This window comes from Rhodococcus sp. NPDC127527 (assembly GCF_042672245.1).
In the GTDB taxonomy this organism is placed as follows: Bacteria; Actinomycetota; Actinomycetes; order Mycobacteriales; family Mycobacteriaceae; genus Rhodococcus_G.
The window spans coordinates 127,214-152,601 of the sequence record NZ_JBHXVP010000008.1 but is presented as its reverse complement, the minus strand read 5'-3'; the positions used below and the strand labels follow the sequence as shown (position 1 = coordinate 152,601).

At 69.9% G+C, this 25,388-nt stretch carries 24 protein-coding genes; 18 read left to right on the top strand and 6 right to left on the bottom strand.

Annotated features, from left to right (window positions below):
- The first annotated feature begins 11 nt into the window (after positions 1–11).
- The 13 genes from pdxT (at position 12) to ACFVH2_RS15455 (ending at position 14,643) form a co-directional block, all read left to right on the top strand.
- Positions 12–644, top strand: coding sequence for a pyridoxal 5'-phosphate synthase glutaminase subunit PdxT (gene pdxT, locus ACFVH2_RS15515; protein ID WP_378423880.1), 633 nt, complete (start codon positions 12–14; stop codon positions 642–644).
- 94 nt (positions 645–738) lie between these two features.
- Positions 739–1,491: a YebC/PmpR family DNA-binding transcriptional regulator gene (locus ACFVH2_RS15510; protein WP_378423878.1), complete on the top strand. Its 753-nt coding sequence runs from the start codon at positions 739–741 to the stop codon at positions 1,489–1,491.
- A gap of 119 nt (positions 1,492–1,610) precedes the next feature.
- Positions 1,611–2,192, top strand: a complete 582-nt coding sequence (gene ruvC, locus ACFVH2_RS15505; protein ID WP_378423876.1) for a crossover junction endodeoxyribonuclease RuvC — start codon at positions 1,611–1,613, stop codon at positions 2,190–2,192.
- Positions 2,193–2,801: a Holliday junction branch migration protein RuvA gene (ruvA, locus tag ACFVH2_RS15500; RefSeq protein WP_378423874.1), complete on the top strand. Its 609-nt coding sequence runs from the start codon at positions 2,193–2,195 to the stop codon at positions 2,799–2,801.
- The gene (ruvB, locus tag ACFVH2_RS15495; RefSeq protein ID WP_378423872.1) at positions 2,798–3,886 is read left to right on the top strand and encodes a Holliday junction branch migration DNA helicase RuvB; all 1,089 of its coding nucleotides are present in this window, start codon (positions 2,798–2,800) and stop codon (positions 3,884–3,886) included. Before ruvA ends, ruvB begins: the two co-directional genes overlap by 4 nt.
- A 73-nt stretch (positions 3,887–3,959) precedes the next feature.
- On the top strand, positions 3,960–4,316 hold the full coding sequence (gene yajC / locus ACFVH2_RS15490; protein WP_378423870.1) for a preprotein translocase subunit YajC: 357 nt from the start codon (positions 3,960–3,962) through the stop codon (positions 4,314–4,316).
- A 99-nt stretch (positions 4,317–4,415) separates the two neighbouring features.
- Positions 4,416–6,068, top strand: coding sequence for a protein translocase subunit SecD (gene secD / locus ACFVH2_RS15485; RefSeq protein ID WP_378423868.1), 1,653 nt, complete (start codon positions 4,416–4,418; stop codon positions 6,066–6,068).
- Position 6,069: 1 nt separating this feature from the next.
- Positions 6,070–7,308: a protein translocase subunit SecF gene (gene secF / locus ACFVH2_RS15480; RefSeq protein WP_378423866.1), complete on the top strand. Its 1,239-nt coding sequence runs from the start codon at positions 6,070–6,072 to the stop codon at positions 7,306–7,308.
- A gap of 1 nt (position 7,309) precedes the next feature.
- Positions 7,310–9,013, top strand: coding sequence for an ABC transporter substrate-binding protein (locus ACFVH2_RS15475; RefSeq protein ID WP_378423864.1), 1,704 nt, complete (start codon positions 7,310–7,312; stop codon positions 9,011–9,013).
- Positions 9,010–9,549 (top strand): adenine phosphoribosyltransferase, encoded by a 540-nt coding sequence (locus ACFVH2_RS15470; RefSeq protein WP_378423862.1) that lies wholly within the window; start codon positions 9,010–9,012, stop codon positions 9,547–9,549. Before ACFVH2_RS15475 ends, ACFVH2_RS15470 begins: the two co-directional genes overlap by 4 nt.
- A 109-nt stretch (positions 9,550–9,658) precedes the next feature.
- Positions 9,659–12,007 carry a RelA/SpoT family protein gene (locus ACFVH2_RS15465; RefSeq protein WP_378423860.1) on the top strand — a complete coding sequence of 783 codons (2,349 nt, stop codon included), beginning with the start codon at positions 9,659–9,661 and terminating at the stop codon, positions 12,005–12,007.
- Positions 12,008–12,288: 281 nt separating this feature from the next.
- Positions 12,289–12,840, top strand: a complete 552-nt coding sequence (locus ACFVH2_RS15460) for a TetR/AcrR family transcriptional regulator (RefSeq protein WP_378424001.1) — start codon at positions 12,289–12,291, stop codon at positions 12,838–12,840.
- A 111-nt stretch (positions 12,841–12,951) separates the two neighbouring features.
- Positions 12,952–14,643, top strand: coding sequence for a hypothetical protein (locus tag ACFVH2_RS15455; protein ID WP_378423858.1), 1,692 nt, complete (start codon positions 12,952–12,954; stop codon positions 14,641–14,643).
- Positions 14,644–14,761: 118 nt separating this feature from the next.
- On the opposite strand, the gene ACFVH2_RS15450 is transcribed toward ACFVH2_RS15455, so the two are convergent.
- Positions 14,762–15,985, bottom strand: a complete 1,224-nt coding sequence (locus ACFVH2_RS15450) for an erythromycin esterase family protein (protein WP_378423856.1) — start codon at positions 15,983–15,985, stop codon at positions 14,762–14,764.
- Positions 15,986–16,093: 108 nt separating this feature from the next.
- On the opposite strand from ACFVH2_RS15450, the gene ACFVH2_RS15445 reads away from it, so the two are divergent.
- Positions 16,094–16,798: a MerR family transcriptional regulator gene (locus tag ACFVH2_RS15445; protein WP_378423999.1), complete on the top strand. Its 705-nt coding sequence runs from the start codon at positions 16,094–16,096 to the stop codon at positions 16,796–16,798.
- Positions 16,799–16,894: 96 nt separating this feature from the next.
- On the opposite strand, the gene ACFVH2_RS15440 is transcribed toward ACFVH2_RS15445, so the two are convergent.
- Positions 16,895–17,716 carry a peptidylprolyl isomerase gene (locus ACFVH2_RS15440; RefSeq protein ID WP_378423854.1) on the bottom strand — a complete coding sequence of 274 codons (822 nt, stop codon included), beginning with the start codon at positions 17,714–17,716 and terminating at the stop codon, positions 16,895–16,897.
- Positions 17,713–18,588 (bottom strand): peptidylprolyl isomerase, encoded by an 876-nt coding sequence (locus ACFVH2_RS15435; protein WP_378423852.1) that lies wholly within the window; start codon positions 18,586–18,588, stop codon positions 17,713–17,715. The genes ACFVH2_RS15440 and ACFVH2_RS15435 overlap by 4 nt, the downstream gene beginning before the upstream one ends.
- A gap of 133 nt (positions 18,589–18,721) precedes the next feature.
- Between ACFVH2_RS15435 and ACFVH2_RS15430 the strand changes: the two genes are divergently transcribed.
- From ACFVH2_RS15430 to ACFVH2_RS15420, 3 genes are read left to right on the top strand one after another with little or no spacing between them, the layout of a single operon-like run.
- On the top strand, positions 18,722–19,402 hold the full coding sequence (locus ACFVH2_RS15430; protein ID WP_378423850.1) for an MBL fold metallo-hydrolase: 681 nt from the start codon (positions 18,722–18,724) through the stop codon (positions 19,400–19,402).
- A gap of 33 nt (positions 19,403–19,435) precedes the next feature.
- Positions 19,436–20,716 (top strand): histidine--tRNA ligase, encoded by a 1,281-nt coding sequence (hisS, locus tag ACFVH2_RS15425; RefSeq protein WP_378423848.1) that lies wholly within the window; start codon positions 19,436–19,438, stop codon positions 20,714–20,716.
- Positions 20,703–21,338 (top strand): hypothetical protein, encoded by a 636-nt coding sequence (locus tag ACFVH2_RS15420; protein ID WP_378423846.1) that lies wholly within the window; start codon positions 20,703–20,705, stop codon positions 21,336–21,338. Before hisS ends, ACFVH2_RS15420 begins: the two co-directional genes overlap by 14 nt.
- A 29-nt stretch (positions 21,339–21,367) precedes the next feature.
- On the opposite strand, the gene ACFVH2_RS15415 is transcribed toward ACFVH2_RS15420, so the two are convergent.
- The 3 genes from ACFVH2_RS15415 to ACFVH2_RS15405 form a co-directional block, all read right to left on the bottom strand.
- Entirely contained in the window at positions 21,368–22,531 is a 1,164-nt protein-coding gene (locus ACFVH2_RS15415; protein WP_378423844.1) for a barstar family protein, read from the bottom strand.
- Between the two features lie 74 nt (positions 22,532–22,605).
- Positions 22,606–23,022 (bottom strand): HIT family protein, encoded by a 417-nt coding sequence (locus tag ACFVH2_RS15410; RefSeq protein ID WP_378423842.1) that lies wholly within the window; start codon positions 23,020–23,022, stop codon positions 22,606–22,608.
- Entirely contained in the window at positions 23,019–23,693 is a 675-nt protein-coding gene (locus ACFVH2_RS15405; RefSeq protein WP_378423840.1) for a TetR/AcrR family transcriptional regulator, read from the bottom strand. The genes ACFVH2_RS15410 and ACFVH2_RS15405 overlap by 4 nt, the downstream gene beginning before the upstream one ends.
- A gap of 68 nt (positions 23,694–23,761) precedes the next feature.
- Here ACFVH2_RS15405 and ACFVH2_RS15400 point away from each other — a divergent pair, with 68 nt between their 5' ends.
- Positions 23,762–25,342, top strand: coding sequence for an HD domain-containing phosphohydrolase (locus ACFVH2_RS15400; RefSeq protein WP_378423838.1), 1,581 nt, complete (start codon positions 23,762–23,764; stop codon positions 25,340–25,342).
- The last annotated feature ends 46 nt before the right edge of the window (positions 25,343–25,388 follow it).

Here is a 25,388-nt window from a genome sequence, read left to right as displayed (position 1 = left end):
GTACCGAACCCGTGAACGATTCTGCGACAACACGTCCCACCGTCGGAGTGCTCGCCCTGCAGGGTGACGTCCGCGAACACCTCGCCGCGCTCGAGGCCTCCGGAGCGAACGGGGTGACCGTTCGCCGACTGGCGGAACTCGAGGCAGTAGACGGTCTGGTCATCCCGGGCGGCGAGTCGACCACGATGAGCCGGTTGCTCACCGTGTTCGAACTGCTCGAACCGCTTCGCGCCCGCCTGCGCGACGGCATGCCGGCCTACGGGTCCTGCGCGGGAATGATCCTGCTCGCGAGCGAGATTCTCGACACCCGACCGGACGCGCAGTGCCTGTCCGGTCTCGACATCACGGTGCGCCGCAACGCCTTCGGCAGGCAGGTCGACTCGTTCGAGGAGAACCTGGACTTCGTCGGGATCGAGGGCGACCCGATGCGTGCGGTGTTCATCCGGGCGCCGTGGGTCGAACGGGTCGGTGACGGCGTCGAGGTGCTCGCCACGGTGCCGGAGGGGCCCGCCGCGGGCCGGGTGGTCGCGGTCCGGCAGGGCGGGGTTCTCGCGACCTCGTTCCACCCGGAGGTGACCGGCGACAGGCGGGTCCACCAGCTCTTTGTCGACATGGTGCGCGAGGCGGCGCTCGCGCGCGGGTAAACTGGCGCTACTGTGAGCTCCCCGCTGCAGCTTCACCGCTGTCGCGTGTGGATCCACATCCGGGTCCGGCATCGACGGGAAGAGGGAACTACGCATGAGCGGCCACTCCAAATGGGCCACCACCAAGCACAAGAAGGCTGCGATCGACGCCAAGCGTGGCAAATCGTTCGCCAAACTTGTCAAGAACATCGAGGTGGCGGCACGAACCGGTGGCGGCGACCCCGCGGGTAACCCCACCCTGTACGACGCGATCCAGAAGGCGAAGAAGTCGTCGGTCCCCAACGACAACATCGAGCGCGCCCGCAAGCGCGGTGCGGGTGAAGAGGCCGGCGGCGCCGACTGGCAGACCATCATGTACGAGGGCTACGGCCCCAACGGCGTCGCGCTGCTGGTCGAGTGCCTCACCGACAACCGCAACCGCGCGGCGGGCGAGGTCCGCACCGCGATGACCCGCAACGGCGGCAACCTCGCCGATCCGGGTTCGGTGTCGTACCTGTTCAGCCGCAAGGGCGTCGTCATCCTCGAGAAGGCGGGCCGCAGCGAGGACGAGATCCTCGAGGTCGTGCTCGAGGCGGGCGCCGAGGAGATCAACGATCTCGGCGACACCTTCGAGATCGTCTCGGAGGCAACGGATCTCGTTCCCGTGCGTACTGCGCTCGTGGACGCGGGCATCGACTACGAGTCCGCCGATCCCGACTTCCGTGCCTCCGTCGAGGTGCCGGTCGACGTGGACGGGGCCCGCAAGGTGTTCAAGCTCGTCGATGCCCTCGAGGACTCCGACGACGTGCAGAACGTCTACACCAACGTCGACCTCTCCGACGAGGTTCTCGCCGAACTCGACGCCTGACCTTCGGGGCGCCGCCGGCGGCCGATCCGACCCGTCGACAAGGCGTGTTGGTGCGAGTCGTTGTCGGCGCCTCGACCTATACTCTCGAACAGCTGTTCGTAACGTCGAGAGGTGGGTCAGTGCGCGTCTTCGGAGTCGATCCCGGCCTCACCCGGTGCGGGTTCGGGGTTGTCGACGCCGGCCGTGGTCGTGAGGTCAGGCCGGTCGCGGTCGACGTGATCCGCACCCCGCCGGACATGGACCTGGCGCAACGCCTGCTCGGCATCGCCGACGCCGCCGAGGAGTGGCTCGACCTGTACCGGCCGACGGTGGTCGCGGTGGAGCGGGTCTTCTCGCAGCACAACGTCCGGACCGCGATGGGCACCGCGCAGGCGGGCGGTGTGGTCGCGCTCGCCGCGGCCCGTCGCGGGATCGACGTCTGTTTCCACACGCCGAGTCAGGTCAAGTCCGCGGTCACCGGCAACGGATCGGCGGACAAGAAGCAGGTCACCGCGATGGTGACCAAGATCCTCGGGTTGGACACCGCACCCAAGCCCGCCGACGCGGCCGACGCCCTCGCCCTCGCGATCTGCCACTGCTGGCGGGCACCGATGCTGTCGAGAATGGCTCAGGCGGAGCGCGCCGCGGCCGAGCAGCGGCGGCGCTACGAGGCGCGGCTGGCGGAAGTGTCCAAGTCCCGGCTCCAGAAGGCAGGTTCGTAGATGATCGCGTCCGTCCGCGGTGAGGTGCTCGAGATCGCCCTCGACCACGTCGTGCTCGAGGCCGCGGGGGTCGGCTACCGGCTCAACGCCACCCCGGCGACCCTCGGCACACTCCAGCGTGGTGTCGAGGTGCGCCTGGTGACGGCGATGATCGTCCGCGAGGACTCGATGACGCTGTACGGCTTCCACGACACGGAGTCCCGCGACCTGTTCGGCCTGCTGCAGACGGTCTCCGGGGTCGGTCCGCGCCTTGCGATGGCCACCCTGGCGGTGCTCGAACCGGAGTCGCTGCGCAAGGCGCTGGCCGAGGGCAACGTCACCGCGCTGACCCGGGTCCCCGGCATCGGCAAGCGCGGGGCCGAACGGATGATCGTCGAACTGCGCGACAAGGTCGAGGCGGTGCCGACCGGGTCCGGGACGCCGGGGGACGGTTCGGTCGCGGCGGTCGCGGGCATGGTCCGCGACCAGATCGTCGAGGCGCTGGTCGGCCTCGGGTTCGCGCTGAAGCAGGCCGAACAGGCCACCGACTCGGTGCTCGTCGCGGACCCGGACGCGGACACCTCGCGTGCGTTGCGGTCGGCCCTCGCGCTGCTGGGTAAGACTCGGTGACCACCGGCGCGGAGGACGAGGCCTTCGGCGACGAGTCCGCCGTCACCGCCGAGTTCGTCGCCGGCGACGGTGACATCGAGGCGAGCCTGCGCCCCACCTCGCTGGACGACTTCATCGGGCAACCGCGGGTCCGCGAGCAGCTGCAACTGGTGCTGGCCGGGGCGAAACTGCGCGGGGGCACCCCCGACCACGTGCTGCTGTCCGGCCCCCCGGGTCTCGGCAAGACCAGCATGGCGATGATCATCGCCGCCGAACTGGGCACCGCCTTGCGGCTGACCTCGGGGCCTGCGCTCGAACGGGCCGGGGACCTGGCCGCGATGCTGAGCAACCTCGTCGAGGGTGACGTGCTGTTCATCGACGAGATCCACCGGATAGCCCGCCCCGCCGAGGAGATGCTCTACCTCGCGATGGAGGACTTCCGGGTGGACGTGGTGGTCGGGAAGGGGCCGGGCGCGACGTCGATTCCGCTCGAAGTCGCCCCGTTCACGCTGGTCGGCGCGACCACCCGCTCGGGCGCGCTCACCGGACCGCTGCGGGACCGGTTCGGTTTCACCGCCCACATGGACTTCTACGATCCGCCGGAACTGCAGCGCATCCTGCTGCGCTCGGCGGGCATCCTCGGCGTGCAGCTCGGCACCGAGGCGAGCGCGGAGATCGCGGGCCGCTCCCGCGGCACGCCCCGGATCGCGAACCGGCTGCTGCGACGGGTCCGCGACTTCGCCGACGTGCGCGCGGACGGGGTCATCACCCGGGACATCGCGCGCGCCGCGCTGGCGGTGTACGACGTCGACCAGCTCGGCCTCGACCGCCTCGACCGGGCGGTGCTCAGTGCGCTGGTCCGCAGTTTCGGCGGCGGCCCGGTGGGGGTGTCCACCCTCGCCGTCGCCGTGGGGGAGGAGCCGAGCACCGTCGAGGAGGTGTGCGAGCCGTTCCTGGTGCGCGCCGGCATGATCGCGCGCACGCCGCGGGGCCGCGTCGCCACCGCGGCGGCCTGGGAACAACTCGGATTGACCGCCCCGCCGGAGGCTGCCGCGGGCGGAATCGAGGTCCGTGTGAACGAACCTCCGCAGGGTTTGTTCGACTAGTGGCACACTTGGGTACTGCGCCGGTTCGACCTGGACCGACGGCATCGACAAACCTTTAGGACTGACTTCCACGATGGAACTGCTGTTTCCGCTCCTGATTCTCGCCCTGCTCGTGCCGATGTTCCTCGGCATTCGCCGCCAGAAGAAGGAAATGGCGAAGACCGCCGAACTGCAGGACTCCCTCTCCGTCGGCGACCGCGTGCTCACCACGTCCGGCCTGCACGCCACCGTCGTCGAGCTCGGTGACGGCACCGTCGAACTCGAGATCGCGCCCGGCGTGGTGACCACCTGGTCGCGGCTGGTCGTGCGCGAGCTGATCACCGAGGACGACGAGGACGACACCGACCTGGACGACGAGCTCGACGTGGTCGACGAGCCGGTGGTCGAGGAGACCGCCGAGCAGACCGAGCGGCGCCTCGGCAAGGAGTGAGCTAGTCATCACCTCCGCTGCCGGGCGCCCCAGCCCGGCAGCGGCTACGTCGGCGTTGATCGGCGGACCTCGTACCCACCTCTAGGAGAACTACGGATCGTGGCACCTTCGTCTGGAGCCGTACGTCCAGCGCGCTCGCTCGTGATTTTCGGGCTGATCGTCGCTGCGCTGTACGCGCTCGTCTTCTTCACGGGGGACAAGTCCCCGACCCCGAAGCTCGGCATCGACCTGCAGGGTGGCACCCGTGTGACCCTGACCGCGCGGACCCCGGACGGCAGCAAGCCGAGCCAGGACGCGCTGCGGCGTGCCCAGGGGATCATCGAGACCCGCGTCAACGGGCTCGGTGTGTCCGGTTCCGAGGTCGTGATCGACGGTGACAACCTGGTGATCACCGTGCCCGGTGACGACAGTGCCCAGGCCCGCACGCTGGGCCAGACCGCGCGCCTGTACATCCGGCCGGTCACCTCCTCGGCCGCGTCGTCGAACGCTCAGGCCGCGCAGGCGCCGGCCGCCACGGCGCCTGCGCCCACCCCGGCGCCGCAGAACCGTCCGTTCCCCGCGCAGGAGCCCGCGCCGGCACCGACGCCGGCCCCCGCCCCGACCGAGGCGACGCCCGCCGACCAGGCGGCCGCCGAGATCGCGGAGGCGAAGAAGACCCGGCAGAGCACCGATCCCGCGGTGCAGCAGCAGGCGATGGCCACGCTGAACTGTGACGCCAGCGACCCGCTGCAGGGCAACGACGACCCGGCGCTGCCGCTGGTCGCGTGCTCGGTCGACGGCAAGGCCGTCTACCTGCTCGGCCCGAGCATCATCGACGGCCAGGAGATCGCGGACGCGTCCTCGGCCTTCAACTCGCAGCAGGCGCGCCACGAGGTGAGCCTGTCGTTCAAGTCCGGCGGCAGCAACACCTGGGCACAGTTCACCTCCGCGAACATCGGCAAGCAGGCCGCCTTCACGCTCGACTCGAAGGTCGTCAGCGCACCCGTCATCCAGGGCGCGACCCCGGCAGGCAGTGCCACCTCGATCACCGGCGACTTCACCGCTGCCTCGGCCAAGGAGCTCGCCAACACCCTCAAGTACGGCTCGCTGCCGCTCTCGTTCCAGTCCTCCGAGGCCGAAACCGTCTCGGCCACACTGGGTCTGGCCTCACTCCAGGCGGGCCTGATCGCCGGTGCGATCGGTCTGGTGCTGGTGCTGTTGTACTGCCTGATCTACTACCGGATGCTCGGCGTGCTCACCGCGCTCTCGCTCATCCTCTCGGGCGTGCTGGTGTACGCGATCATGGTGCTGCTCGGCCGGTACATCGGCTTCACCCTCGACCTCGCCGGTATCGCCGGTCTGATCATCGGTATCGGCATGACGGCCGACTCGTTCGTCGTGTACTTCGAGCGCATCAAGGACGAGATGCGTGAGGGTCGCAGCTTCCGCTCGGCCGTCCCGCGCGGCTGGGCACGGGCGCGCCGGACGATCCTGTCCGGCAACGCGGTGAGCTTCATCGCCGCCGCCGTGCTCTACATCCTCGCGGTCGGACAGGTGCGCGGTTTCGCGTTCACCCTCGGGCTGACCACCATCCTCGACGTGATCGTCGTGTTCCTGGTGACGCATCCGCTGGTGCACCTGGCCTCGAAGTCCGAGTTCTGGTCGCGGCCGAGCGTGAACGGCCTGGGCGCCGTGCAGCAGGTCGCCCGCGAACGCAAGACCGCTGCCGCCACGTCGCGCACCGCCGCGGCCGCGCAGGCGAAGGAGTCCTGACATGACGAACCCCACTGACACCAACGCAGCCGGCGAGACCATCGCGGAGCAGACGCTCTCGGACGCCGGCGTCGACCAGGCCAACCTGCCGCAGCACGGCCTGCTCTCGCGCCTGTACACCGGAACCGGCGCCTTCGAGATCGTCAGCAACCGCAAGCGCTGGTACATGATCATCGCCGCGATCGTGCTGATCTCGATCGGCAGCATCGTGTTTCGCGGGTTCTCGCTGGGCATCGACTTCGAGGGCGGGTCGCGGATCCAGTTCCCGGCCGCCACGGGCGCGACCACCGAACAGGTCGAGAAGGTCTACACCGACACCCTGGGCTCGGCGCCGGTCTCCGTGCAGACCGTCGGCTCCGGCGACAGTTCGACCATCCAGATCCGATCGGAGTCCCTGGACGCGAGCCAGGTCAACTCGCTGCAGACCGCGCTGTTCGACGCCTTCCACCCGGAGGACAAGAACGGGGTGCCGAGCAAGAACGCGATCAGCGTGGCCGACGTGAGTGAGACCTGGGGCAGCCAGATCACCAAGAAGGCGCTGATCGCGCTGGTGGTGTTCCTGGTGATCGTCGGCGTCTACATCGCGATCCGGTTCGAACGGGACATGGCCATCGCCGCCCTGATCGCGCTGTTCTTCGACATGGTGGTCACCGCAGGTGTGTACTCGCTGGTCGGGCTGGAGGTCACGCCCGCGACGGTGATCGGCTTCCTGACGATTCTCGGCTTCTCGCTGTACGACACCGTCGTCGTGTTCGACAAGGTGGAGGAGAACACCCGCGGCGTCCTGCACCTGACCCGGCGCACCTACGCCGAGCAGGCGAACCTCGCGGTGAACCAGACCCTGATGCGGTCGATCAACACCACGGTGATCTCGGTCCTGCCGGTGATCGGCCTGCTGGTCGTCGCGGTGGGTCTGCTCGGTGTCGGCACCCTCAAGGACCTCGCGGTGGTCCAGCTGGTCGGCATCATCGTCGGCGCGTTCTCGTCGATCTTCTTCGCCACCTCGCTGCTGGTCACGATCAAGGAGCGCTGGGGCCCGGTCGCCGCACACACCAAGCGGGTTCTGTCCCGGCGGGCAGCGCTGTCCGGCGGGGCAACCGCTGCGGACGCGGCGGCCCTGGCAGGCTCGGTGGCGGAGGACCGGCCGAGCGGGCGCGCCGCGAGCACGCCGCGACGCTCGGGCGGCGCTCCGCAGCCGGGTGCCCGGCCGACCGGAAAGCGTGACAAGAAGAGGCGGTGACATGCACAGGGGTGCGAGTCGAGGAGACGGATACCGGCGGGCAGTAGCGGCAGGCGCCGCCGCGATCGCGGTGGTCGCGGCGGCGGCCGGATGCTCCTCGACCGAGGACCAGGTCCCGTCCATCGGCTACGCCGTCGACAACGTACTGGCCACGTACAACGCGAACACCGTCGACGGGACCGCGAGCGGCGCCCGGCAGGCGTTCTCGCGGGTGCTGACCGGGATGAGCTACATCGGTCCCGAGGGCGCCGCCCTGTCCGACGGCGACTTCGGTTCGGCGGTCCCGCAACCGGGCGATTCGTTGACCATCGCGTACAAGATCAACCCCAACGCGGTGTACTCCGACGGCGTCCCGGTGACCTGTGACGACCTGGTCCTGGCGTGGGCGGCGGGCAGCGGGAAGTTCCCGCAGTTCGCGTCCGCGACCAGGGCCGGCTACGCCGACATCGACCGCGTCGACTGCCAGTCCGGGTCGAAGGACGCGACCGTGGTCTTCAAGCCCGGTCGGGCGTTCGCGGAGTGGCTCGGCCTGTTCGGCGCGACCGAGGTGATGCCCGCGCACGTGGCGGGTCGGGTCGCGAACGTGCCGGACGTGGTCGGGGCGGTGCGCTCGGGTGACGTGGACGCGCTGGGGCGGATCGCGGCGTTCTGGAACAACGGCTGGAACCTGACGCCCGGCCAGCTGGATCCGGCGCTGTTCCCGTCGTCGGGTCCCTACCGGGCCGACTCGTACACCGACGACGGCGGGCTGGTGCTGGTCGCCAACGACCGGTGGTGGGGAAACAAACCCGCCACGAATCGAATCGTGGTGTGGCCGAAGAGTTCCGACTTGAAGGCGAAGCTCGCGTCGGGCAGTCTCGACGTGATCGACGTCGGCGCGAACGCGGTGGAGGGACTCGATCCCGGCGGCGGATTCACCACCGTCACCGAACCGTCCCGCAGCAGCGAGCAACTGGTGTTCGGTACCGGCGGGGTGTTCGGTTCTGCCGACGTGCGAAAGGCGTTCGCGTCGTGCGTGCCGCGGCAGCAGTTGTTCGACGACCTGGGTCACCCCGACTTCAAGAAGGCCGCGGGGCTCGGCTCGGGAGTGCTGAACTCGCGAATCGTGGCGCCGGACATGCTGATCTACCCGACGGTGTCCGGGGTGGCGGGGGACCGCTACCTGCATCCGGACGTGGCAGCGGCGACCTCCGGCCTGGGCGGGCAGAAGATCACGGTTCGGATCGGCTACCTCGCGCCGGACAAGCGGCGTGCCGACACGGTCGCCGCGATCGCGGCCGCCTGTGCGCCCGCCGGGATCACCGTGCAGGACGCGGGCACACCGGGATTCGTGCCGAGTGGGCTGGCCACCGGCCAGGTGGACGCGATACTCGGCGGAACGGCATCCGCGCAGGGGCCTGCGGGCGCCGATTCCCAGATGCCGCCCGCCTACTCGCTGGCTGCGGGCAACGGGACGAATTACGGCCAGTACCACAACAATCGGGTCACCGAGATCGCCGACCAGTTGGCGGTCGACACCGCGCAGGGTAGCCGGCTGAACCTCTCGACCGAGGCCGAGAACATCCTGTGGGCGGAGATGCCGTCGATTCCCCTGTTCAACGAGCCGCGCACGACCGCCATCGCGAAGGGCATGCACGCGGCGGTGCCGAACCCGTCGGTCTCGGGCGCGGGCTGGAACATGGACAGGTGGATACTGCTTCGGTGAACACCGACAGTCTCAGCCGCGCCGCCGCCGACCTCACCCGCCTGACCCGGTGGGTCGACGACTTCCCAGAACCCGGAGTGCAGTTCGCGGACGTGACGCCGGTGTTCGCGGACGCGAACGCATTTCGTGACATCGTCGACGCGCTCGCGTCGGTGGGAGCGGGTGCCGATCTGGTCGCGGGCATCGACGCCCGCGGGTTCCTGCTCGGTGCCGGAGTCGCGCTCGAACTCGGTGCGGGCGTCCTCGCGGTGCGCAAGGCCGGCAAGCTGCCGCCGCCGGTGCTCGGACGCGAGTACGCGCTGGAGTACGGCACCGCGCGGCTGGAGATCCCGGCGGACGGCCTCGACCTGCGCGGGCGCAAGGTGTTCGTGATCGACGACGTGCTCGCCACCGGTGGAACCCTCGGTGCCGCCGCGGAACTGCTCGCCGATGCGGGGGCGGAGGTGCTCGGGGTGGCGGTGGTGCTCGAGATCGAGGCGCTCGGCGGCCGGGACCGGCTGACGAGGTACCCGGTGACGTCCCTGCTGCGGGTCTGAGGACTAAAGTTGTGTCCGGCGGTGTTTGCGCTGGTTGTGCACGAGGTCGCGGCGGGCGGTCACGCGCGAGCGACGGTACCCATTTCGATTCGGCGGGAGGTGACGTCAGATGACCCAGAACCTCGACAGGTCGCGGTCCGGGAGCGGTGAGACGAAGCCACCGGCGGAGAGTGCGGCGCCTCCGGTGCCCACGGCGCCTCCCGTGCCCACCTCCGCGTCACGACGGGTTCGCGCGCGCCTGGCGCGCCGGATCACCGCGCAGCGCAACGCGACCATCAAGCCGGTGCTCGAGCCGCTGGTCAGCCTGCACCGGGAGCTGTACCCGAAGGCCAATCTGGCGGTGTTGCAGCGGGCCTACGACGTCGCCGAGGAGCGCCACGCCAGCCAGAAGCGCAAGTCCGGTGACCCGTACATCACCCACCCGCTGGCTGTGGCGAACATCCTCGCCGAGCTCGGCATGGACACCACGACGCTGGTCGCGGCGCTGTTGCACGACACCGTCGAGGACACCGGCTACAGCCTCGAACAGCTCACCGAGGAGTTCGGCGAGGAGGTGGCGCACCTCGTCGACGGCGTGACGAAGCTGGACAAGGTGGTGCTCGGCACCGCCGCCGAGGGCGAGACGATCCGCAAGATGATCATCGCCATGGCGCGTGACCCCCGCGTGCTGGTGATCAAGGTCGCCGACCGGTTGCACAACATGCGCACCATGCGCTTCCTGCCTCCGGAGAAGCAGGCCCGCAAGGCCAAGGAGACGCTGGAAGTGATTGCGCCGCTGGCGCATCGCCTCGGTATGGCCACGGTCAAGTGGGAACTCGAGGACCTGTCGTTCGCGATTCTGCACCCGAAGAAGTACGAGGAGATCGTGCGGCTGGTCGCGGACCGCGCGCCGTCACGCGACACGTACCTGGCGAAGGTGCGGGCCGAGATCAACGCGACCCTCGCCGCGTCCCGGATCAGCGCGGCCGTCGAGGGCAGGCCCAAGCACTACTGGTCGATCTACCAGAAGATGATCGTCAAGGGTCGCGACTTCGACGACATCCACGACCTGGTGGGCGTGCGGATCCTGTGCGACGAGATCCGCGACTGCTACGCCGCGGTCGGCGTCGTGCACTCGCTGTGGCAGCCGATGGCGGGCCGGTTCAAGGACTACATCGCCCAGCCGCGCTACGGGGTGTACCAGTCGCTGCACACCACCGTCGTGGGCCCCGAGGGCAAGCCGCTCGAGGTGCAGATCCGCACCCGCGACATGCACCGCACCGCCGAGTTCGGCATCGCGGCGCACTGGCGGTACAAGGAGACCAAGGGCAAGCACTCCGGGGACGCCGCCGAGGTCGACGACATGGCGTGGATGCGCCAGCTGCTCGACTGGCAGCGGGAGGCGGCGGATCCGGGGGAGTTCCTCGAGTCGCTGCGCTACGACCTGGCGGTCAAGGAGATCTTCGTCTTCACCCCGAAGGGCGACGTGGTGACGCTGCCCGCCGGGTCGACGCCGGTGGACTTCGCGTACGCCGTGCACACCGAGGTGGGGCACCGGTGTATCGGTGCCCGCGTCAACGGCAGGCTGGTCGCGCTCGAGCGGACGCTCGAGAACGGCGAGGTGGTGGAGGTGTTCACCTCCAAGGCGCAGACCGCCGGGCCGAGCCGGGACTGGCAGGGCTTCGTGGTGTCGCCGCGGGCGAAGGCGAAGATCCGGCAGTGGTTCGCGAAGGAGCGCCGCGAGGAGGCCCTCGAGTCCGGGAAGGACGCGATCGCCAAGGAGGTCCGCCGCGGCGGGCTGCCGCTCCAGCGCCTGATGAACGCGGAGTCGATGTCCGCGATCGCGCACGAACTGCGGTACGTGGACGTCTCGGCGCTGTACACGGCGGTGGGCGAGCACAACGTCTCCGCGCAGCACGTGGTCCAGCGACTGGTCGCGCACCTCGGCGGCGTCGGCGACGTCGAGGAGGAGCTGGCCGAGCGGTCGACGCCGTCGAACATTCCGACCAGGCCGCGCCGGACCACGGACTCCGGCGTGCTGGTGCCCGGGGCGGAGGGCACGGTCGCCAAGCTGGCCAAGTGCTGCACGCCGGTGCCGGGCGACGAGATCATGGGCTTCGTGACCCGCGGCGGCGCGGTGAGCGTGCACCGCACCGACTGTACGAACGCCGGCTCGCTGCGCGAGCAGGAGGAGCGGATCATCGAGGTGCAGTGGGCGCCGTCCGCGTCCTCGGTGTTCCTCGTCGCCATCCAGATCGAGGCGCTCGACCGGCACCGCCTGCTCTCCGACGTCACGAAGGCGCTCGCGGACGAGAAGGTGAACATCCTCTCGGCGTCGGTCACCACGTCCGGGGACCGGGTCGCGATCAGCCGGTTCACCTTCGAGATGGGCGACCCGAAGCACCTCGGTCACGTGCTCAACGTGGTCCGCAACGTCGAGGGCGTCTACGACGTGTACCGCGTCACCAGCGCCGCATAGGTACCGACCGACACGCCCGGGCTTCTTCGCGGACACGGATTCGCTCGGGAGGTACCTGCGGTACGGGGCCCTGTGTGCGCTGTGCAGAATTGACGGATGAATATCGTCCAGGGCAGTAGAGACCTCACTGCGAGTTGGATGCTCGACGGCGGCGGACGAGAGGTCCGGCCGTGACTCGTCGGATTCGTGACGGGGTGTTCTTCACGACTCCACCGGAACTACCGCGGGGCCGCCACGAGCTGAGCCGAGAGAATGTTCTTGCCGCGCAGCGAGAGCGGCTGATGATCGCGGCTACGGAGCTGATGGCCGAGTCGGGGTATCGCGGCGTGGGTGTGCGCCAGATCGCTGCGCGGGCAAAGGTTTCTCAGGTTGCCTTCTACCAGTGCTTTCCGGACAAGGACTCGTGTGTCTTCGCCGCGTACGACCGGTTCATCGAGGTCCTTATCGTGCGCATTCGGGAGATCCTGCCGACCACCCCGACGGACTGGGACCGGCAGGTGATCACGTCCGTGGTGGCGGGGTACCTGGGAGCTCTGGATGCGGATCCTGTTGTGGCCCAGGCGTTTCAGGTGGAGATGGATGCACTGGGACGGCCCGCCCGCGCGCGTCGTCGTACCGCATTGGTGGGGATGGCGCAGGTGCTCAAGTCCGAGCGCGAGCGGCTCTGGCCCGAGATTCCGAGGCCGCCGCTCAGCGCGTACGTCGGCGCGGTGTACGCAGTCCGACAGCTCGCCTCGGATGTTCTCGACGATCCCGAGGGCGGGAGCACATCCGACCTCGCGGCCGAGGCAGGCCTCTGGATCGAGGCGATGTTCTCGGCGTCGCCGGACTGACGAGCGACGTCCCGGACCTGGTCGGGCCGCCCCTGCGTGACATGGGTCATAGTCGACCTGTATAAAAGTAACTGATGTCACTTCTATAGCTCGATTATTGGAGACCCGTCCGTGAAACTTCGCCGCGCGATACCCACACTCGCCACCGCCGTCCTACTTGCCGCAACGAGCTTCGCCCAGGCGGGCGCCGCGCCGGCGTTCGGCTCGACCGGCTCGATCGAGACCGGGTCGACCGGTTCGACCGGTCCGGCCGGAAGCTGCCCCGAATCCGTCGACCCGGCCTCGTTCCCTGGCCCGGACGAGCTCAAACGAATGAACGCGAAGATCGCCGGCTTCGGGCTGCGTACGCCGGGCAGCCCGGAACACGCGCGCATGATCGACTGGGTCGAGCAACAACTCGATGCGATGCCGGGTGTGACCATCCGTTCGGACGAGTACCCCCTCAAGCGGTGGATGCCGTCGCCGCGCTCGAAGACGGGGCCCGGGCGTGACCTGGCTGCGGCGGGGCAGCTCTCGCTTCCGGGGTCGGGCGGTGTGGCGGAGCAGGTGCCGACGGCCGGGGCGCTCCCGTACTCGCTGCCCACCGGGGAAGCCGGGCGGACCGCTCCGATGGTCTACCTGCCCGCCGGAACCGCGATCACGCCGGAGAACGCCCGCGGCAAGATCGTGATCCGTGATGTGCAGGTCCCGCCGATTCCCTACGCGGTCGCCGACGCGCAGTCCTCCTACCTGTCCCCGGACTTCCCGCGCGACGGCACCTACGCGCGCCCATTCAACGGGGCGTTCGCGCCGGACCCGACCGCAGCCGGGATCGCCGGGGCGGCCGGGGTGATCATGGCGTGGAACGTGCCCGCCGAGCAGGTCCGGGGCTACTGGGACCCGCACACCGGCACGCACTTCAGGGTGCCCGCGGTGTTCGTGGGCGTGGACGAGGCGGTGCGGCTCAAGGAGCTCGCCAGCCACGGGGCCGAGGCGAAAATCAGCGTGCTCGCCGAGGCGGACGACGCCACCACGCGCAATGTGATTGCCACCCTTCCCGGCAAGAGCAAGGAACGCATCGTCGTCAACACCCACACCGACGGCGCCACTTGGGTGCAGGAGAACGGCAGCGTGGCGCTGCTGACACTGGCGCGATACCTCTCCCGGCTGCCCGTCGAGTGTCGGCCCCTGACCTACGAGTTCGCTTTCACCAGCTCCCACCTCGCCATGTCCACGGACGGGACCGAGCGGTACGCCACTCAGATCGACAAGGAATACGACTCCGGCGACGTCGCCTTCGACTTCTCCGTCGAGCACATGGGAACCCGCGAAATCCTGCCCGTGAAGCGCGCGAACGGGCCCGGCCAGCAACTGGAATTCACCGGAGCGGGCGAGCCGTACTTCTGGTTCGCAGGAAGTGAAAGCCCCGCCCTCTCCAACGCCCTGGTCTCCGCGGTCAAGGCGCACCCGGTCGACCGGACCGGCGTCGTTCGCGGATTCGATCAGCCGGTGCCCGGCCGGGTCCCGGCGAACTGCAGCTTCGGCGGCATCGGCGGCGACTTCCACAGTCGCCTCGTTCCGGCACTCGCGGGTATCTCGGGCCCTTGGTCACTGTGGGCGCCCTCGTTCGGGGCCAACGCGATCGACTTCAACCGGTTGCACCAGCAGACCCTCGTCGTCGGCGACACCTTGCTCGCACTCCAGAACCTGCCCCACGAGCAATTGGCCGGCTCCTACCCGCAGGAGCGAGCCGCACGCGCCGCCGGCGCGCCGACCTGCCCGCACAACCTGCCCCCGGTGGACGCACCCGGACCGCAGGGGTAACCGAAGCGCCTGGACGCGCCGCCCAGACGGGTGTGGTGCGAAAGGTGAGTTACGAGGTGGGCGGCGAGACAACAGGTCTCGCCCCCACCTCGTGCCGTCGCTGTTGCAGCGCGCTCGGCTACCAGTATCGATGCCGCCTTCCGTCGGTGTCGCCGACGAAGATGACCGCGTCGGTGCCGTCCAACTCTGCCGGGTCGAGCGGGATGTGGCCGGGCAGGATCGGTTCGCCCGCACGGATCGACGGGTCGAGGGCGGCGCGCAACGCCGGCGCGGGGAACAGGGCCCGGCGGGTGGTCGCCTCGGCCAGCGCGCCCTGGAGGGTGCCCGGAGCGCTGTCGGGGTTCGCGTCGGTGGCCAGGAACACGTACCGCTCGCCGAGGGTGAGCTCGACGAGCGCCCCTGCGCTGCACCAGTTCACGTCGCCGTCTTCGACCGTTGTCCGGGACCCCGCACGCTGCAGGTGCACGTTGTGTGCGAACACCAGGCTCGGCCCGCGGTGCTGCTCGCGGGCGATGATCGCGAGCAGGTTCTCGGCCATCATCTCCGCACGCAGGCTGAGCAGGGTCGCGATGCGATCGGGCGCTGAGCCGGCCATGGCCGCGTGATAGCGCAGCAGCCCCTGTGCGGTGCGTGCGTGTGCGACGGCGTGGTGGTAGTCGGTCGGGTCGGCGGAGTGCAGGCCCGGCGCGGCGCGGTGCACGACGCTGGCGAGGTCGTCCGCGACGATGCGCAGCGTGCGAGCGCGAGCTGAGTCACCGACGGACGCTGCCGGGTCGTACATGGCGGCCTCGTTCGTCCAGTCCGCGTCCTCGCCGAGCAGCGCGTCCAGGTCGGCGACCGACTCGGGCAGTAGCGCCCCGGGCAGGTGGTCGACGACCGAGAACAGCGCGCGTCGCGGGCTCGGCGCACCCGCGAACTCCAACGGCGCGTCGAAGCCGTGGAAGCGAACCCGATCCTGCGGCGCCCGGCCGGCGTTGTGCTCGCGGAGCCACTCGACGAGTTCGCGATTGCCCGGCACGGCGCCGAAACCGTGGCTGAACCCCGTCGCGAGCACCTCGTCGACGTTCGCGGTTGCCCCGCACACGTAGTCGTCGACTGCGGACGCGGCAAAGAAGTCGGTTTCCAACACGATCGACCGGAAGCCCCGCTCGACGAGGTGGCCGAGAAGTTCGTTGCGCAGCAACGGGAACGCCTCGATCCCGTGTGTGGGCTCGCCGAGGGCGACCAGGGCCGGTGGCTCGGTCCGCGCGGCGAGCAGTTCGTCGACGGCGTGGCCCTGGCTTGCCGTGTCGTCGAGTTGGCGGCCGATCCCACGCAGTGCTGTGGCAGTAGACACGAACATCCCTTTCGTCGAGGATCTGCCCTCGACGCTATCGTTGAACATTCGGTTGGGACTCGAGCGATCTCGATCAGGAACTGACACATGAAAAGCCTCAACCGGAGGTGCGTGCTGCGACCCGTCGACCTCGCCCGCGAGCACGGTCTGTCCGCCCAGGCGATCCGCAACTACGACGACGCAGGCGTGCTTCCGCCGACCGAGCGCAGCGCAAGCGGCTATCGGCGCTACACGCCCCTGCACGCGCAGGCACTGCGTGCCTTCCTCGCGTTGCGCGGCGGCCACGGGCACCGGCAGGCAACGCAGATCATGCGCGCGACCAACCAGGGCGACGCCGAGAGCGCCTACCGGCTGATCGACGCCGCGCACGTCGCGCTGCTCGCCGAACGCGACACCCGCACCGAGGTCGCGGCCGCGCTCGGTGCCCTGTCCACCGCCATCCCAGCCCGGGTTCACGGTCCACCCCTGACCGTGGGGGAACTCGCCCGCAGGCTCGGCGTGCACCCGGCGACGCTGCGCACCTGGGAGGCCGACGGCATCCTGCGCCCCGAACGCGACCGGGCGACGGGCTACCGCCAGTACGGACCGGACTGCGTGCGCGACGCCGAGATCGCGCGGCAGCTGCGCCGCGGTGGGTACCCGCTGTCGCAGGTCGCGCGGTTCCTCGTGTCGTTGCGCGAGGCGGGCGGCGCGGACGCGTTGAGCGCCTTCCTGGATGCGTGGCAGGACCGGCTGACCATGCGCAGCCGCAACCTCCTCGCCGGCGCGGCTCAGCTCGACGCCTACCTCGGCATGCTCGATCGGACTCGGCGGCGGTGAGCTGCGACGCGAACGAGTCGGGACCGAGAGTGCGGCGATGTGCGCACTCTCGGTCCCGATGTGACGGTCGCTCGACGATCGGAGTCGAGCGAGTGACTAGCTGACGGTGACCTTCTCGATCTGGATCGGGGTGTTCGGCTTGCCGCCGCCCGCGGACATCGATCCGTCGTCGCCCGCGGCGGCGACCTTCTCGATGGTGGCGAGGCCGGCGTCGTCGATCGTGCCGAACACGGTGTACTGCGGCGGCAGCGGCGAGTCCTGGTAGACGAGGAAGAACTGGCTGCCGTTGCTGCCGGGCTGACCGGTGTTGGCCATCGCGATGGTGCCGCGCGGGTACACGACCGGCTGCTGTCCGGCCGGATCCGACGGCGCGTACTGGTTGGACGGGTACTCGTTGAGGTAGCCGTAGCCCGGCCCGCCGCGGCCGCTGCCCGACGGGTCGCCGCACTGCAGGATGTACAGCCCGCTGGTGCTCAGCCGGTGGCAGGGGGTGTCGTTGTAGTAGCCCTGCTCACTCAGGCTGACGAAGCTGTTCACCGTGCACGGCGCCTCGGCGCGGTTCAGGGTCAGCCCGATCGGCCCCTGCGACGTGGCCATCGCGATCTGCGCGGTCCCCGACGTGGGGACCCCGGCCGGGTTCGGCGGGTTGACCGGCTTGATCGGCTGGCCGGTCGCCGGGTACGAGCACGCCGCGGTCGCCGACTCCTGGACCGGCACGGCCGGCAGCTTCGGGTACGAGGACAGGTCCGGCGCGGCGGCAGTCTGGCGCGCCGGGGTGAGCGAGGTCGACGACGCCGACGTCGTGGAGTTGTCGTTGCTCGAGCAGGCGGTCGCGGCGAGCAGCAGGCCGATGCCCGCCGCCGCGATGAGGGTCTTCTTGACGGTCACGATGCTCCTGACGGCGCGGGGGCGGCTCATGCCGCGACGGTCGCGGTGGTGATCTGGACGGGGGTGTTCGGCTTGCCGCCGCCCGCGGACATCGATCCGTCGTCGCCCGCGGCTGCGATCTTCTCGATGGTGGCGAGCCCGGCGTCGTCGATCGTGCCGAACACCGTGTAGTTCGGAGGCAGCGGCGAATCGTCGTACACCAGGAAGAACTGGCTGCCGTTGCTGCCGGGCTGTCCCGTGTTGGCCATGGCGATGGTGCCGCGGGCGTAGGTCACCGGATTGCTCAACGCCGGGTCGTTCGGGTCGTACTGGTCGGTCGGGAACTCGTTGTTGAAGCCGTAGCCGGGACCGCCGGTGCCCTGACCGGTCGGGTCACCGCACTGCAGGATCTTCAGTCCGGTCGTGCTCAACCGGTGGCACGGGGTGTCGTTGAGATAGCCCTGCGAGGCGAGGCTGACCATGCTGTTGACCGTGCACGGGGACTCGGCGCGGTCGAGCTTCAGGCCGATCGGTCCCTGGTTGGTGTCCAGGTTCACCGTGACGGTGCCCACGGCGGAGACGCCGGTCGCGCTCGGGGCGCTGGCGGGCTTGGCGGGTGGCTGGCCGTCCGCCGGGTAGCTGCAGTCGACCGTCGCGGGCAGCGCCTGAGCGCGGGCCGCGGGCATCGGCGCGGCCGACGGGGACTCCTGCGTGGTGCCGGCGCCGTCCGCGGTGTTCTCCGAGTTGCCGTCGGACTTGGTGAGGGAGTAGACGACGGCACCGGCGGCGATGACGAGCACCACACCGAGGATCGAGGCGCCGATCGTCATCTGCTTACGCTTGCGGGACTTCTCCGCCCGGCGTTCGAGCTGTCGCTCCAGCTTGCGTTTCGCGGCCTGGCGACGCTGCTCATTGCTTGGCACTGCTGCATACCTCCGGGGAAACCGTCGAATTAGTCGCTGACAGAGTGTGCCATTAGAACCTGTGAAAAGGCTGGAGTGTCGGGCGCATAGGCTGTCGGTCGAGAAAGTTTCCCGTCACTTAGGAGCGATTGCCGTGCTCGTCACCGGATTCCCCGCCGGAGCGTTTCAGACGAACTGCTACATCCTCGCGCAGGACGGGGCGAGCGAGTGCCTCGTCGTCGACCCCGGTCAGGATGCCACCGAGCCGCTCGTGGAGTTCCTGAGCAAGTCCTCGCTGACCCCGGTCGCGGTGCTGCTCACGCACGGGCATCTCGATCACACCTGGTCGGTCGCCCCGGTGTGCGAGAAGTACGGCATCCCCGCCTACATCCACCCCGAGGACCGCTACATGCTGTCGGATCCGCTGCGCGGCACCGGTCCGGCGCTGTCCGCGATGATCGGCGATGCCGAGTTCCACGAGCCGTCCGAGGTGATCGAGCTCGCCGACGGCGACGTCCTGGACCTGGCCGGCATCTCGGTCACGATCGACCACACTCCCGGGCACACGCAGGGATCGGTGGTGCTGCGGACCACCGCCGACACCGACCAGGGCCCGGTGCCCATCGCACTGACCGGCGACACGCTGTTCGCCGGCTCGATCGGGCGCAGCGACCTGCCGGGCGGCAACCACGATCAGCTGCTCGCGTCGATCGCCGCCAAGCTCCTCGTCCTCGACGACGGGACGGCGGTGCTGCCGGGCCACGGCGGCGCGAGCTCGATCGGGCAGGAGCGGGCGTCGAACCCGTTCCTCGTCGGACTGGCCGGATCCAGGTAGGGCTCGTGTTGTCGGATAGGAGAAACTAGACCAGTGAGCAAGCCCAGCAACACCGCATTCTCGGCCCCCAAGGGCGTCCCCGACTACGTGCCGCCCGCGTCCGCGGAGTTCGTCGCCGTCCGTGACGGGCTGACCCGCGCGGCGCGCCTGGCCGGCTACGGCCACATCGAGCTGCCGATCTTCGAGGACACCGGGCTGTTCGCGCGCGGCGTCGGCGAGTCCACCGACGTGGTGAGCAAGGAGATGTACACCTTCGCCGACCGTGGCGACCGCTCGGTCACGCTGCGTCCCGAGGGCACCGCGGGCGTGATGCGTGCGGTCATCGAGCACGGCCTCGACCGCGGCCAGCTCCCGGTCAAGCTCAGCTACTCGGGCCCGTTCTTCCGGTACGAGCGCCCGCAGGCAGGCCGGTACCGGCAGCTGCAGCAGGTCGGCGTCGAGGCGATCGGTGTCGACGACCCGGCGCTCGACGCCGAGGTGATCGCGATCGCCGACGCGGGCTTCCGCAGCCTCGGCCTCGAGGGGTTCCGGCTCGAGATCACCTCGCTCGGTGACGACACCTGCCGCCCGCAGTACCGGGAGCTGTTGCAGGAGTTCCTGTTCGGCCTCGACCTGGACGAGGACACCCGGCGCCGCGCGGAGATCAATCCGCTGCGCGTGCTCGACGACAAGCGCCCGCACATCAAGGAGATGACCGCGGACGCGCCGCTCATGCTCGACCACCTGTCGGAGGAGGCCAAGGCCCACTTCGACGAGGTGCTCGCGCACCTTGACGCGCTCGGCGTCCCGTACACGGTGAACCCGCGGATGGTGCGCGGCCTCGACTACTACACCAAGACCACCTTCGAGTTCGTGCACGACGGTCTCGGCGCCCAGTCGGGCATCGGCGGCGGCGGACGCTACGACGGACTGATGGAACAGCTCGGCGGACAGGCCTTGTCGGGCATCGGATTCGGCCTCGGCGTGGACCGCACGGTGCTCGCGCTCGAGGCGGAGGGCAAGACCGCGGGCAGCCCCGCGCGCTGCGAGGTGTTCGGGGTGCCGCTCGGCGACGAGGCCAAGGCGAAGCTCGTGGTGATCGCGGCGCAGCTGCGGGCCGCGGGCATCCGGGTGGACATGGCGTACGGCGGCCGCGGCGTCAAGGGTGCGATGAAGGCGGCCGACCGTTCCGGTGCGCGGCTGGCGCTGGTGCTGGGCGAACGCGACATCGCCGACGGTGTGATCGGCATCAAGGACCTGTCGGCCGGCGATCAGCGTCAGGTTCCGTTGGAATCGGTGGTGGCCGAGGTGGGTTCGGTCCTTGGCCAAGGGTGACGCCGCAGGATCTGTTGCACTGGACCTGATTCCGGTCGAGATGATCCGGCCGCGGCTGCGTGGACTCGCGGTGGTGGCGGTCGTGATCGGCGTGCTGGTCGCGCTCGTGGTCGCGATCTTCGCGTCCGCCGCGGTCGCAGCGCTGGTCGGTGCGATCATCGCCGTGCCCACCGCGCTGTCGGCACTCCTGGCGATGCGGCGCCGAATCTGGTTGTCCGGCACCACCGTGCACGCCCGCACCGGCCTCCGGACCAAGTCCGTCGACCTCGGCGTCGCGGTGAGCGCCGAGCTGGTGGTGCGCGTCGCACGCGTCAGCCAGGTGGTGTTGCGGGTCGGCGACGACGCGCGCCGGGTGGCGGTGCCGCTCGCGCTCTACACCGCCGACGGCGGCCGCGAGCTCGAGGTGCTCGCGCTGCGCTCGCTGGCGGACGCGCTGGTGTCCGGGGACCTGGTCCCCGCCGTGGCGATGTCTGACGCGCTGATCGGACAGCTGCGGGCGGAGGCGCGCGGCGCGGGACTCGAGGAGCGGCCCCTGTACCGGGCGGTGCAGTTGGCGCGGGCGGCCAGCCGGGTGCCGGAGACGGTGCTCACCGACGACGAGGTCGTCCGGCTCGTCGAGTAGGCGGCCGCGTCGGTTTGTGCGCGGGGCGACTATTCGACCTGGTCGTCGCCGGATGTCAGCTTCCCGTGCTCGGCGCGCAGCGTGTCGAGTCGGCGTCGGTACCCGCGCTGGTGGGAGGCGTTGAACGAGGTGACGGGCATCGATGCCACCGCTTCCGCACCGGTCGACGAGATGCGCAGGAGTTCCTGGGTCGCGGCCAGTGTCTCGGCATTCGTGACGGTGCCCGCCACCGCGTCGAAGAGTTCGTCGCGCCGGTCCAGTGCCGTGACGAGTGAGGCGAGGATGTCGATTCTGCGCTCGAGGCTCTTCGCGCGCTCAGCCGCCGAGCCCGTCATTCCGAGTCGTCGTTGTAGCGCTTCGCGGCTGAAGTCGATTCCGGGACTGTAGACAACTCGCAGTTCGCACCGTGGCCGGGCGACGTCCGACCAGAGCTGATCGAGGAGTTCGATCAGCTCCTCCGGACCGGTCAGGTCTTCGTGTTGCAGCATCAGTTCGGCATCGGCGACGCAGATCACCAATCGCTCGACAGGGCGGCCGGGCCGGTCACCGAACCGGCTTCCGACCCCACCGTCGGAGATGTCGAGCAGGTCACGGAAGCACTCGCTGAACGCATCGATGGTGCGGCCGTAGTAGCGAGGGAACTCGAGCGCGTCACCCCAGGTGCCGCAGAACTCGGGCAGCGTCCGGCACCTGCTGCCCTGGACGGTCACGGCATGAGTCGGCGGTTGGGTCGGGTCCTCGACAATCGTCGAGACCGCGGAGTGAAGAGTCAGTCCGCCCTGGTAGATGCGCAGCCACGGGAATCGTGGATCTGCGATGTTCCGGCTGGGGGCGACGTCGTCCAGCCGATCCCAGAACGGTGATGCCTCACCGCCGGCGACCTCACGCAGGTCCGCGCCGTCGGTGCTTGCGGCGACGTCCGAGGCTTCCTCGGTGCTCGTGGCTGCGTCCGCGGTTTCCCCGGTGGGTGTTCGTTCGCCATCGAGCTGTAGTTCGGGCCGCGAGAGCGCGTTGACCGTGTCGTTGATGTCCCGGACGGCGTCGACGATCCACTGATCCGCCGAGTCCGCGGTTTCGATGTCGTCGAGACGCCAGAGTGGGGCGCCCGGCGGCGCTTCCGAGTCGTCGCTGCTGCGGTGACGGGGAGGCCGTACGGGTGACTCGTCGCTGGCAACGGTGGGCGTCTCGTCCATGCCCAGACCATGCCACAGCGGATAGAGACTCAGCGAAGTGTCGCGCGCCCAGCTGCACCCACCTCAGGCGGTTCTCAGCCCAGAGCCGACCGGATCCTGGCCGCGCAGTCGGCGGACTCTGCCGAGTCGGCGTACCTGGTCCGCGGCCAGAAGAAGCCGCGGAGCCCGTCGCCCTCGGTGCGCGGGACGATGTGCACGTGCAGGTGTGGGACGCTCTGGGAGACAACGTTGTTCATGGCCACGAAGGACCCCTCGGCGCGGAGGGCCGTGACCACCGCGGCGGACAGTTGTTGTGCGGCAGCGAAGACCGGGGCTATCAGGTCGGGTGGGAGGTCGGCGAGGGTCGGAATGTGCCTGCGGGGCACCAGCAAGGTGTGGCCCTTGAACACCGGTCGTCGATCGAGGAAGGCGAGCGTGTCGGCGTCCTCGAACACGACGTCGGTAGCCGTCGGATCCGCGACCACGTCGCAGAAAGCGCAGTCGGTGCTCATGTTGCCGCGTCGGCCAGCAGGTGCCCGGCCGGAGCCCGCAGGGACTGGACGTCGGTCCAGCCCAGCACCCGCAGGCCGGCGTCGGCGAGCAGTGCCGGCGAGTCGAGCCCGCCCGGTGCGGAGCCTTCGGTCTCCGTATCGCTGCGCTCGTTGATCACCGTCTCGACGATCCGGAACGGCAGGCCGGCACACGCGGTCTCCGAGCTGCCGAGTTCGGTGAGCACCGCCCCGGCGAGGGTGGAGTACCGCTCCCGCAACAGTTGTCGCTCCCGGCGGAAGTGGGCGAACCGATCGGTGCGCAGTTCGGGCAGCAGATAGAGGGCCCCGAGATTCCACCGTCCCGACACCAGCTGGCCGCTGTCGAACAGGATCAGCGCGTACAGCCGCACCGCGGCCGGCTCGGTGAGCTCGGTCAGTCGCGTCGCAAACTCCAGTGGCGCGGAGACGGTCTTCTGCAGCAGCGCCGCGAGGATGTCGTCCTTCGTGGCGAAGTGGTGGTAGAGCGAGGCCTGGCGCATCCCGACGACCTCGGCGATGTGGCGGGTCGACGTCGACGCGAACCCCTTGGTGGTGAACAGTTCCGCGGCGGCGTCCAGGATCTCGGCCTGTGCGGTCGGCCCGGGCCGGCGCGGTTTGGTCAGCCGGGGTCGACCCGGTCCGGCGGTGGTCACCCGCCGATCCTGCCAGCTTTCGGCCTGTTCGGCCCCCGACGCACCCGTGAGCGGGGAGAATCGGTGTCGTGCACCCGAGCAGGTCGGTCGGCGGGGCACGTCGCGGACCCCGGCGTGCCGAACTGCTGGCGGCGCTCTCGCTCGCCATCGACCTCGGTCTGGGTCAGCCGATGGAACACATGCTGCGGTCGGCCGTCGTCGCGACTCGACTGTCGGACCGGTGCGGTCTCGACGCCGCGCAACGCGGGACGGTGTACTACGCGACGCTGATCGCCTGGATCGGCTGCCACGCGGACTCGCACGAGTTGGCCGCCCTCTTCGGCGACGACATCGCCTTCCGGGCCGACACCTATCGGGTGGACCGTGCCGGTCTACCCTTCCTACGACTCATGCTGCGGCACACCGGCGACGGACTGCCCGTCTGGGATCGAGGACTGCGGCAGGCCGCGTTCCTGGTCACCGCCCGCGCGCGGGTCACGGATCTGATCCGGTCGCACTGCACCTCGGCGCGGGTGTTCGCCGACCGGGTGGGCTGCGACCGCCGGGTCGGCGAGGCCATCGCCGCGACCTTCGAGCGTTGGGACGGGTCGGGACTGCCCGCGGGCCTGCGCGGCGACGACCTCCCGGTCGAGGCGCAGGTCGCGCAGATCGCCGACGTCGTGGAGGTGCACCTGCGCGCGGGCGGTCTCGCGCAGGCCGTCGACGTGGTGCGTGCCCGTTCCGGCGGGCAGTTCGGCCCCGTGGTGGCCGAGACGTTCGTCGCTCGGGCCGAGGAGATCGTGGCGGGACTGCTGGACACCGACGTCTGGGCGGCGGCTCTGGAGCAGGCGCCGGACCGGGGTGTGATCCTGACCGAGCCGGAACTGGACTCGCTGCTGCGGTCGATGGCCGACTTCGTGGACCTGAAATGTCCCACGCTGCTGGGTCATTCGCGGGCGGTGGGGGACCTGGCCGCCGCCGCGGCGAGGGTGCGGGGGATGTCGGAGGCCGACGCGACCCTGCTCTACCGCGCGGGCCTGGTCCACGGGCTCGGGAGAATGGGTGTGCCCAACAGTATCTGGGAGAAGTCGGGTCCCCTGACGGCCGCCGAGTGGGAACGTGTGCGCCTGTACCCCTACCTGACCGGGCGGATCCTGCGCCGTGTCGACGGCCTCGGACCGGTGGTCGCACTGGCGACGGCGCATCGGGAACGGCTGGACGGCTCCGGCTTTCCGCGTGGGGTGAGCGGCGCCGAACTGACCCAGTCGGACCGGCTGCTCGCCGCGGCGGAGGCCTATCGGCGGGGCGTCGAGCCGCGTCCGCACCGGGCCGGGCTCGGCGCGGACGGGGCGGCGGAGCGCATCCGTCGGCAGGCGCGCGAGGGCAGGCTGGACCCCGCCGCGGTCGACGCCGTACTCGCTGCGTCGGGAGGGCGCGTCCCGCGACGGACGAGGTGGCCCGCGGGCCTGACCGACCGCGAGGTCGAGGTGCTGCGCCTGCTCGCGCGCGGCCGGTCGAACCGGGACGTCGCGCAGGACCTGTCGATCGCCACCAAGACCGTGCGCAACCATGTCGAACACATCTATCTCAAGCTGGGCGTCAACAACCGCACGCAGGCCAGCCTCGCCGCGATCGACCACGGTCTGGCGGGTGTCAGCGCCGCGGAATGAGGCGAATGCCTCATGACCGCGCCCGCGAATCCGCGAACACTCGAGG

Excerpts from the sequence above, each read along its gene's own strand:
- ACFVH2_RS15510 (WP_378423878.1), top strand. The coding sequence starts at position 739 with ATGAGCGGCCACTCCAAATGGGCCACCACCAAGCACAAGAAGGCTGCG.
- ruvA (WP_378423874.1), top strand. The coding sequence starts at position 2,193 with ATGATCGCGTCCGTCCGCGGTGAGGTGCTCGAGATCGCCCTCGACCAC.
- yajC (WP_378423870.1), top strand. The coding sequence starts at position 3,960 with ATGGAACTGCTGTTTCCGCTCCTGATTCTCGCCCTGCTCGTGCCGATG.
- secF (WP_378423866.1), top strand. The coding sequence starts at position 6,070 with ATGACGAACCCCACTGACACCAACGCAGCCGGCGAGACCATCGCGGAG.
- ACFVH2_RS15475 (WP_378423864.1), top strand. The coding sequence starts at position 7,310 with ATGCACAGGGGTGCGAGTCGAGGAGACGGATACCGGCGGGCAGTAGCG.
- ACFVH2_RS15465 (WP_378423860.1), top strand. The coding sequence starts at position 9,659 with ATGACCCAGAACCTCGACAGGTCGCGGTCCGGGAGCGGTGAGACGAAG.
- ACFVH2_RS15460 (WP_378424001.1), top strand. The coding sequence starts at position 12,289 with ATGATCGCGGCTACGGAGCTGATGGCCGAGTCGGGGTATCGCGGCGTG.
- ACFVH2_RS15450 (WP_378423856.1), bottom strand. The coding sequence starts at position 15,985 with ATGTTCGTGTCTACTGCCACAGCACTGCGTGGGATCGGCCGCCAACTC.
- ACFVH2_RS15440 (WP_378423854.1), bottom strand. The coding sequence starts at position 17,716 with ATGAGCCGCCCCCGCGCCGTCAGGAGCATCGTGACCGTCAAGAAGACC.
- ACFVH2_RS15415 (WP_378423844.1), bottom strand. The coding sequence starts at position 22,531 with ATGGACGAGACGCCCACCGTTGCCAGCGACGAGTCACCCGTACGGCCT.
- ACFVH2_RS15410 (WP_378423842.1), bottom strand. The coding sequence starts at position 23,022 with ATGAGCACCGACTGCGCTTTCTGCGACGTGGTCGCGGATCCGACGGCT.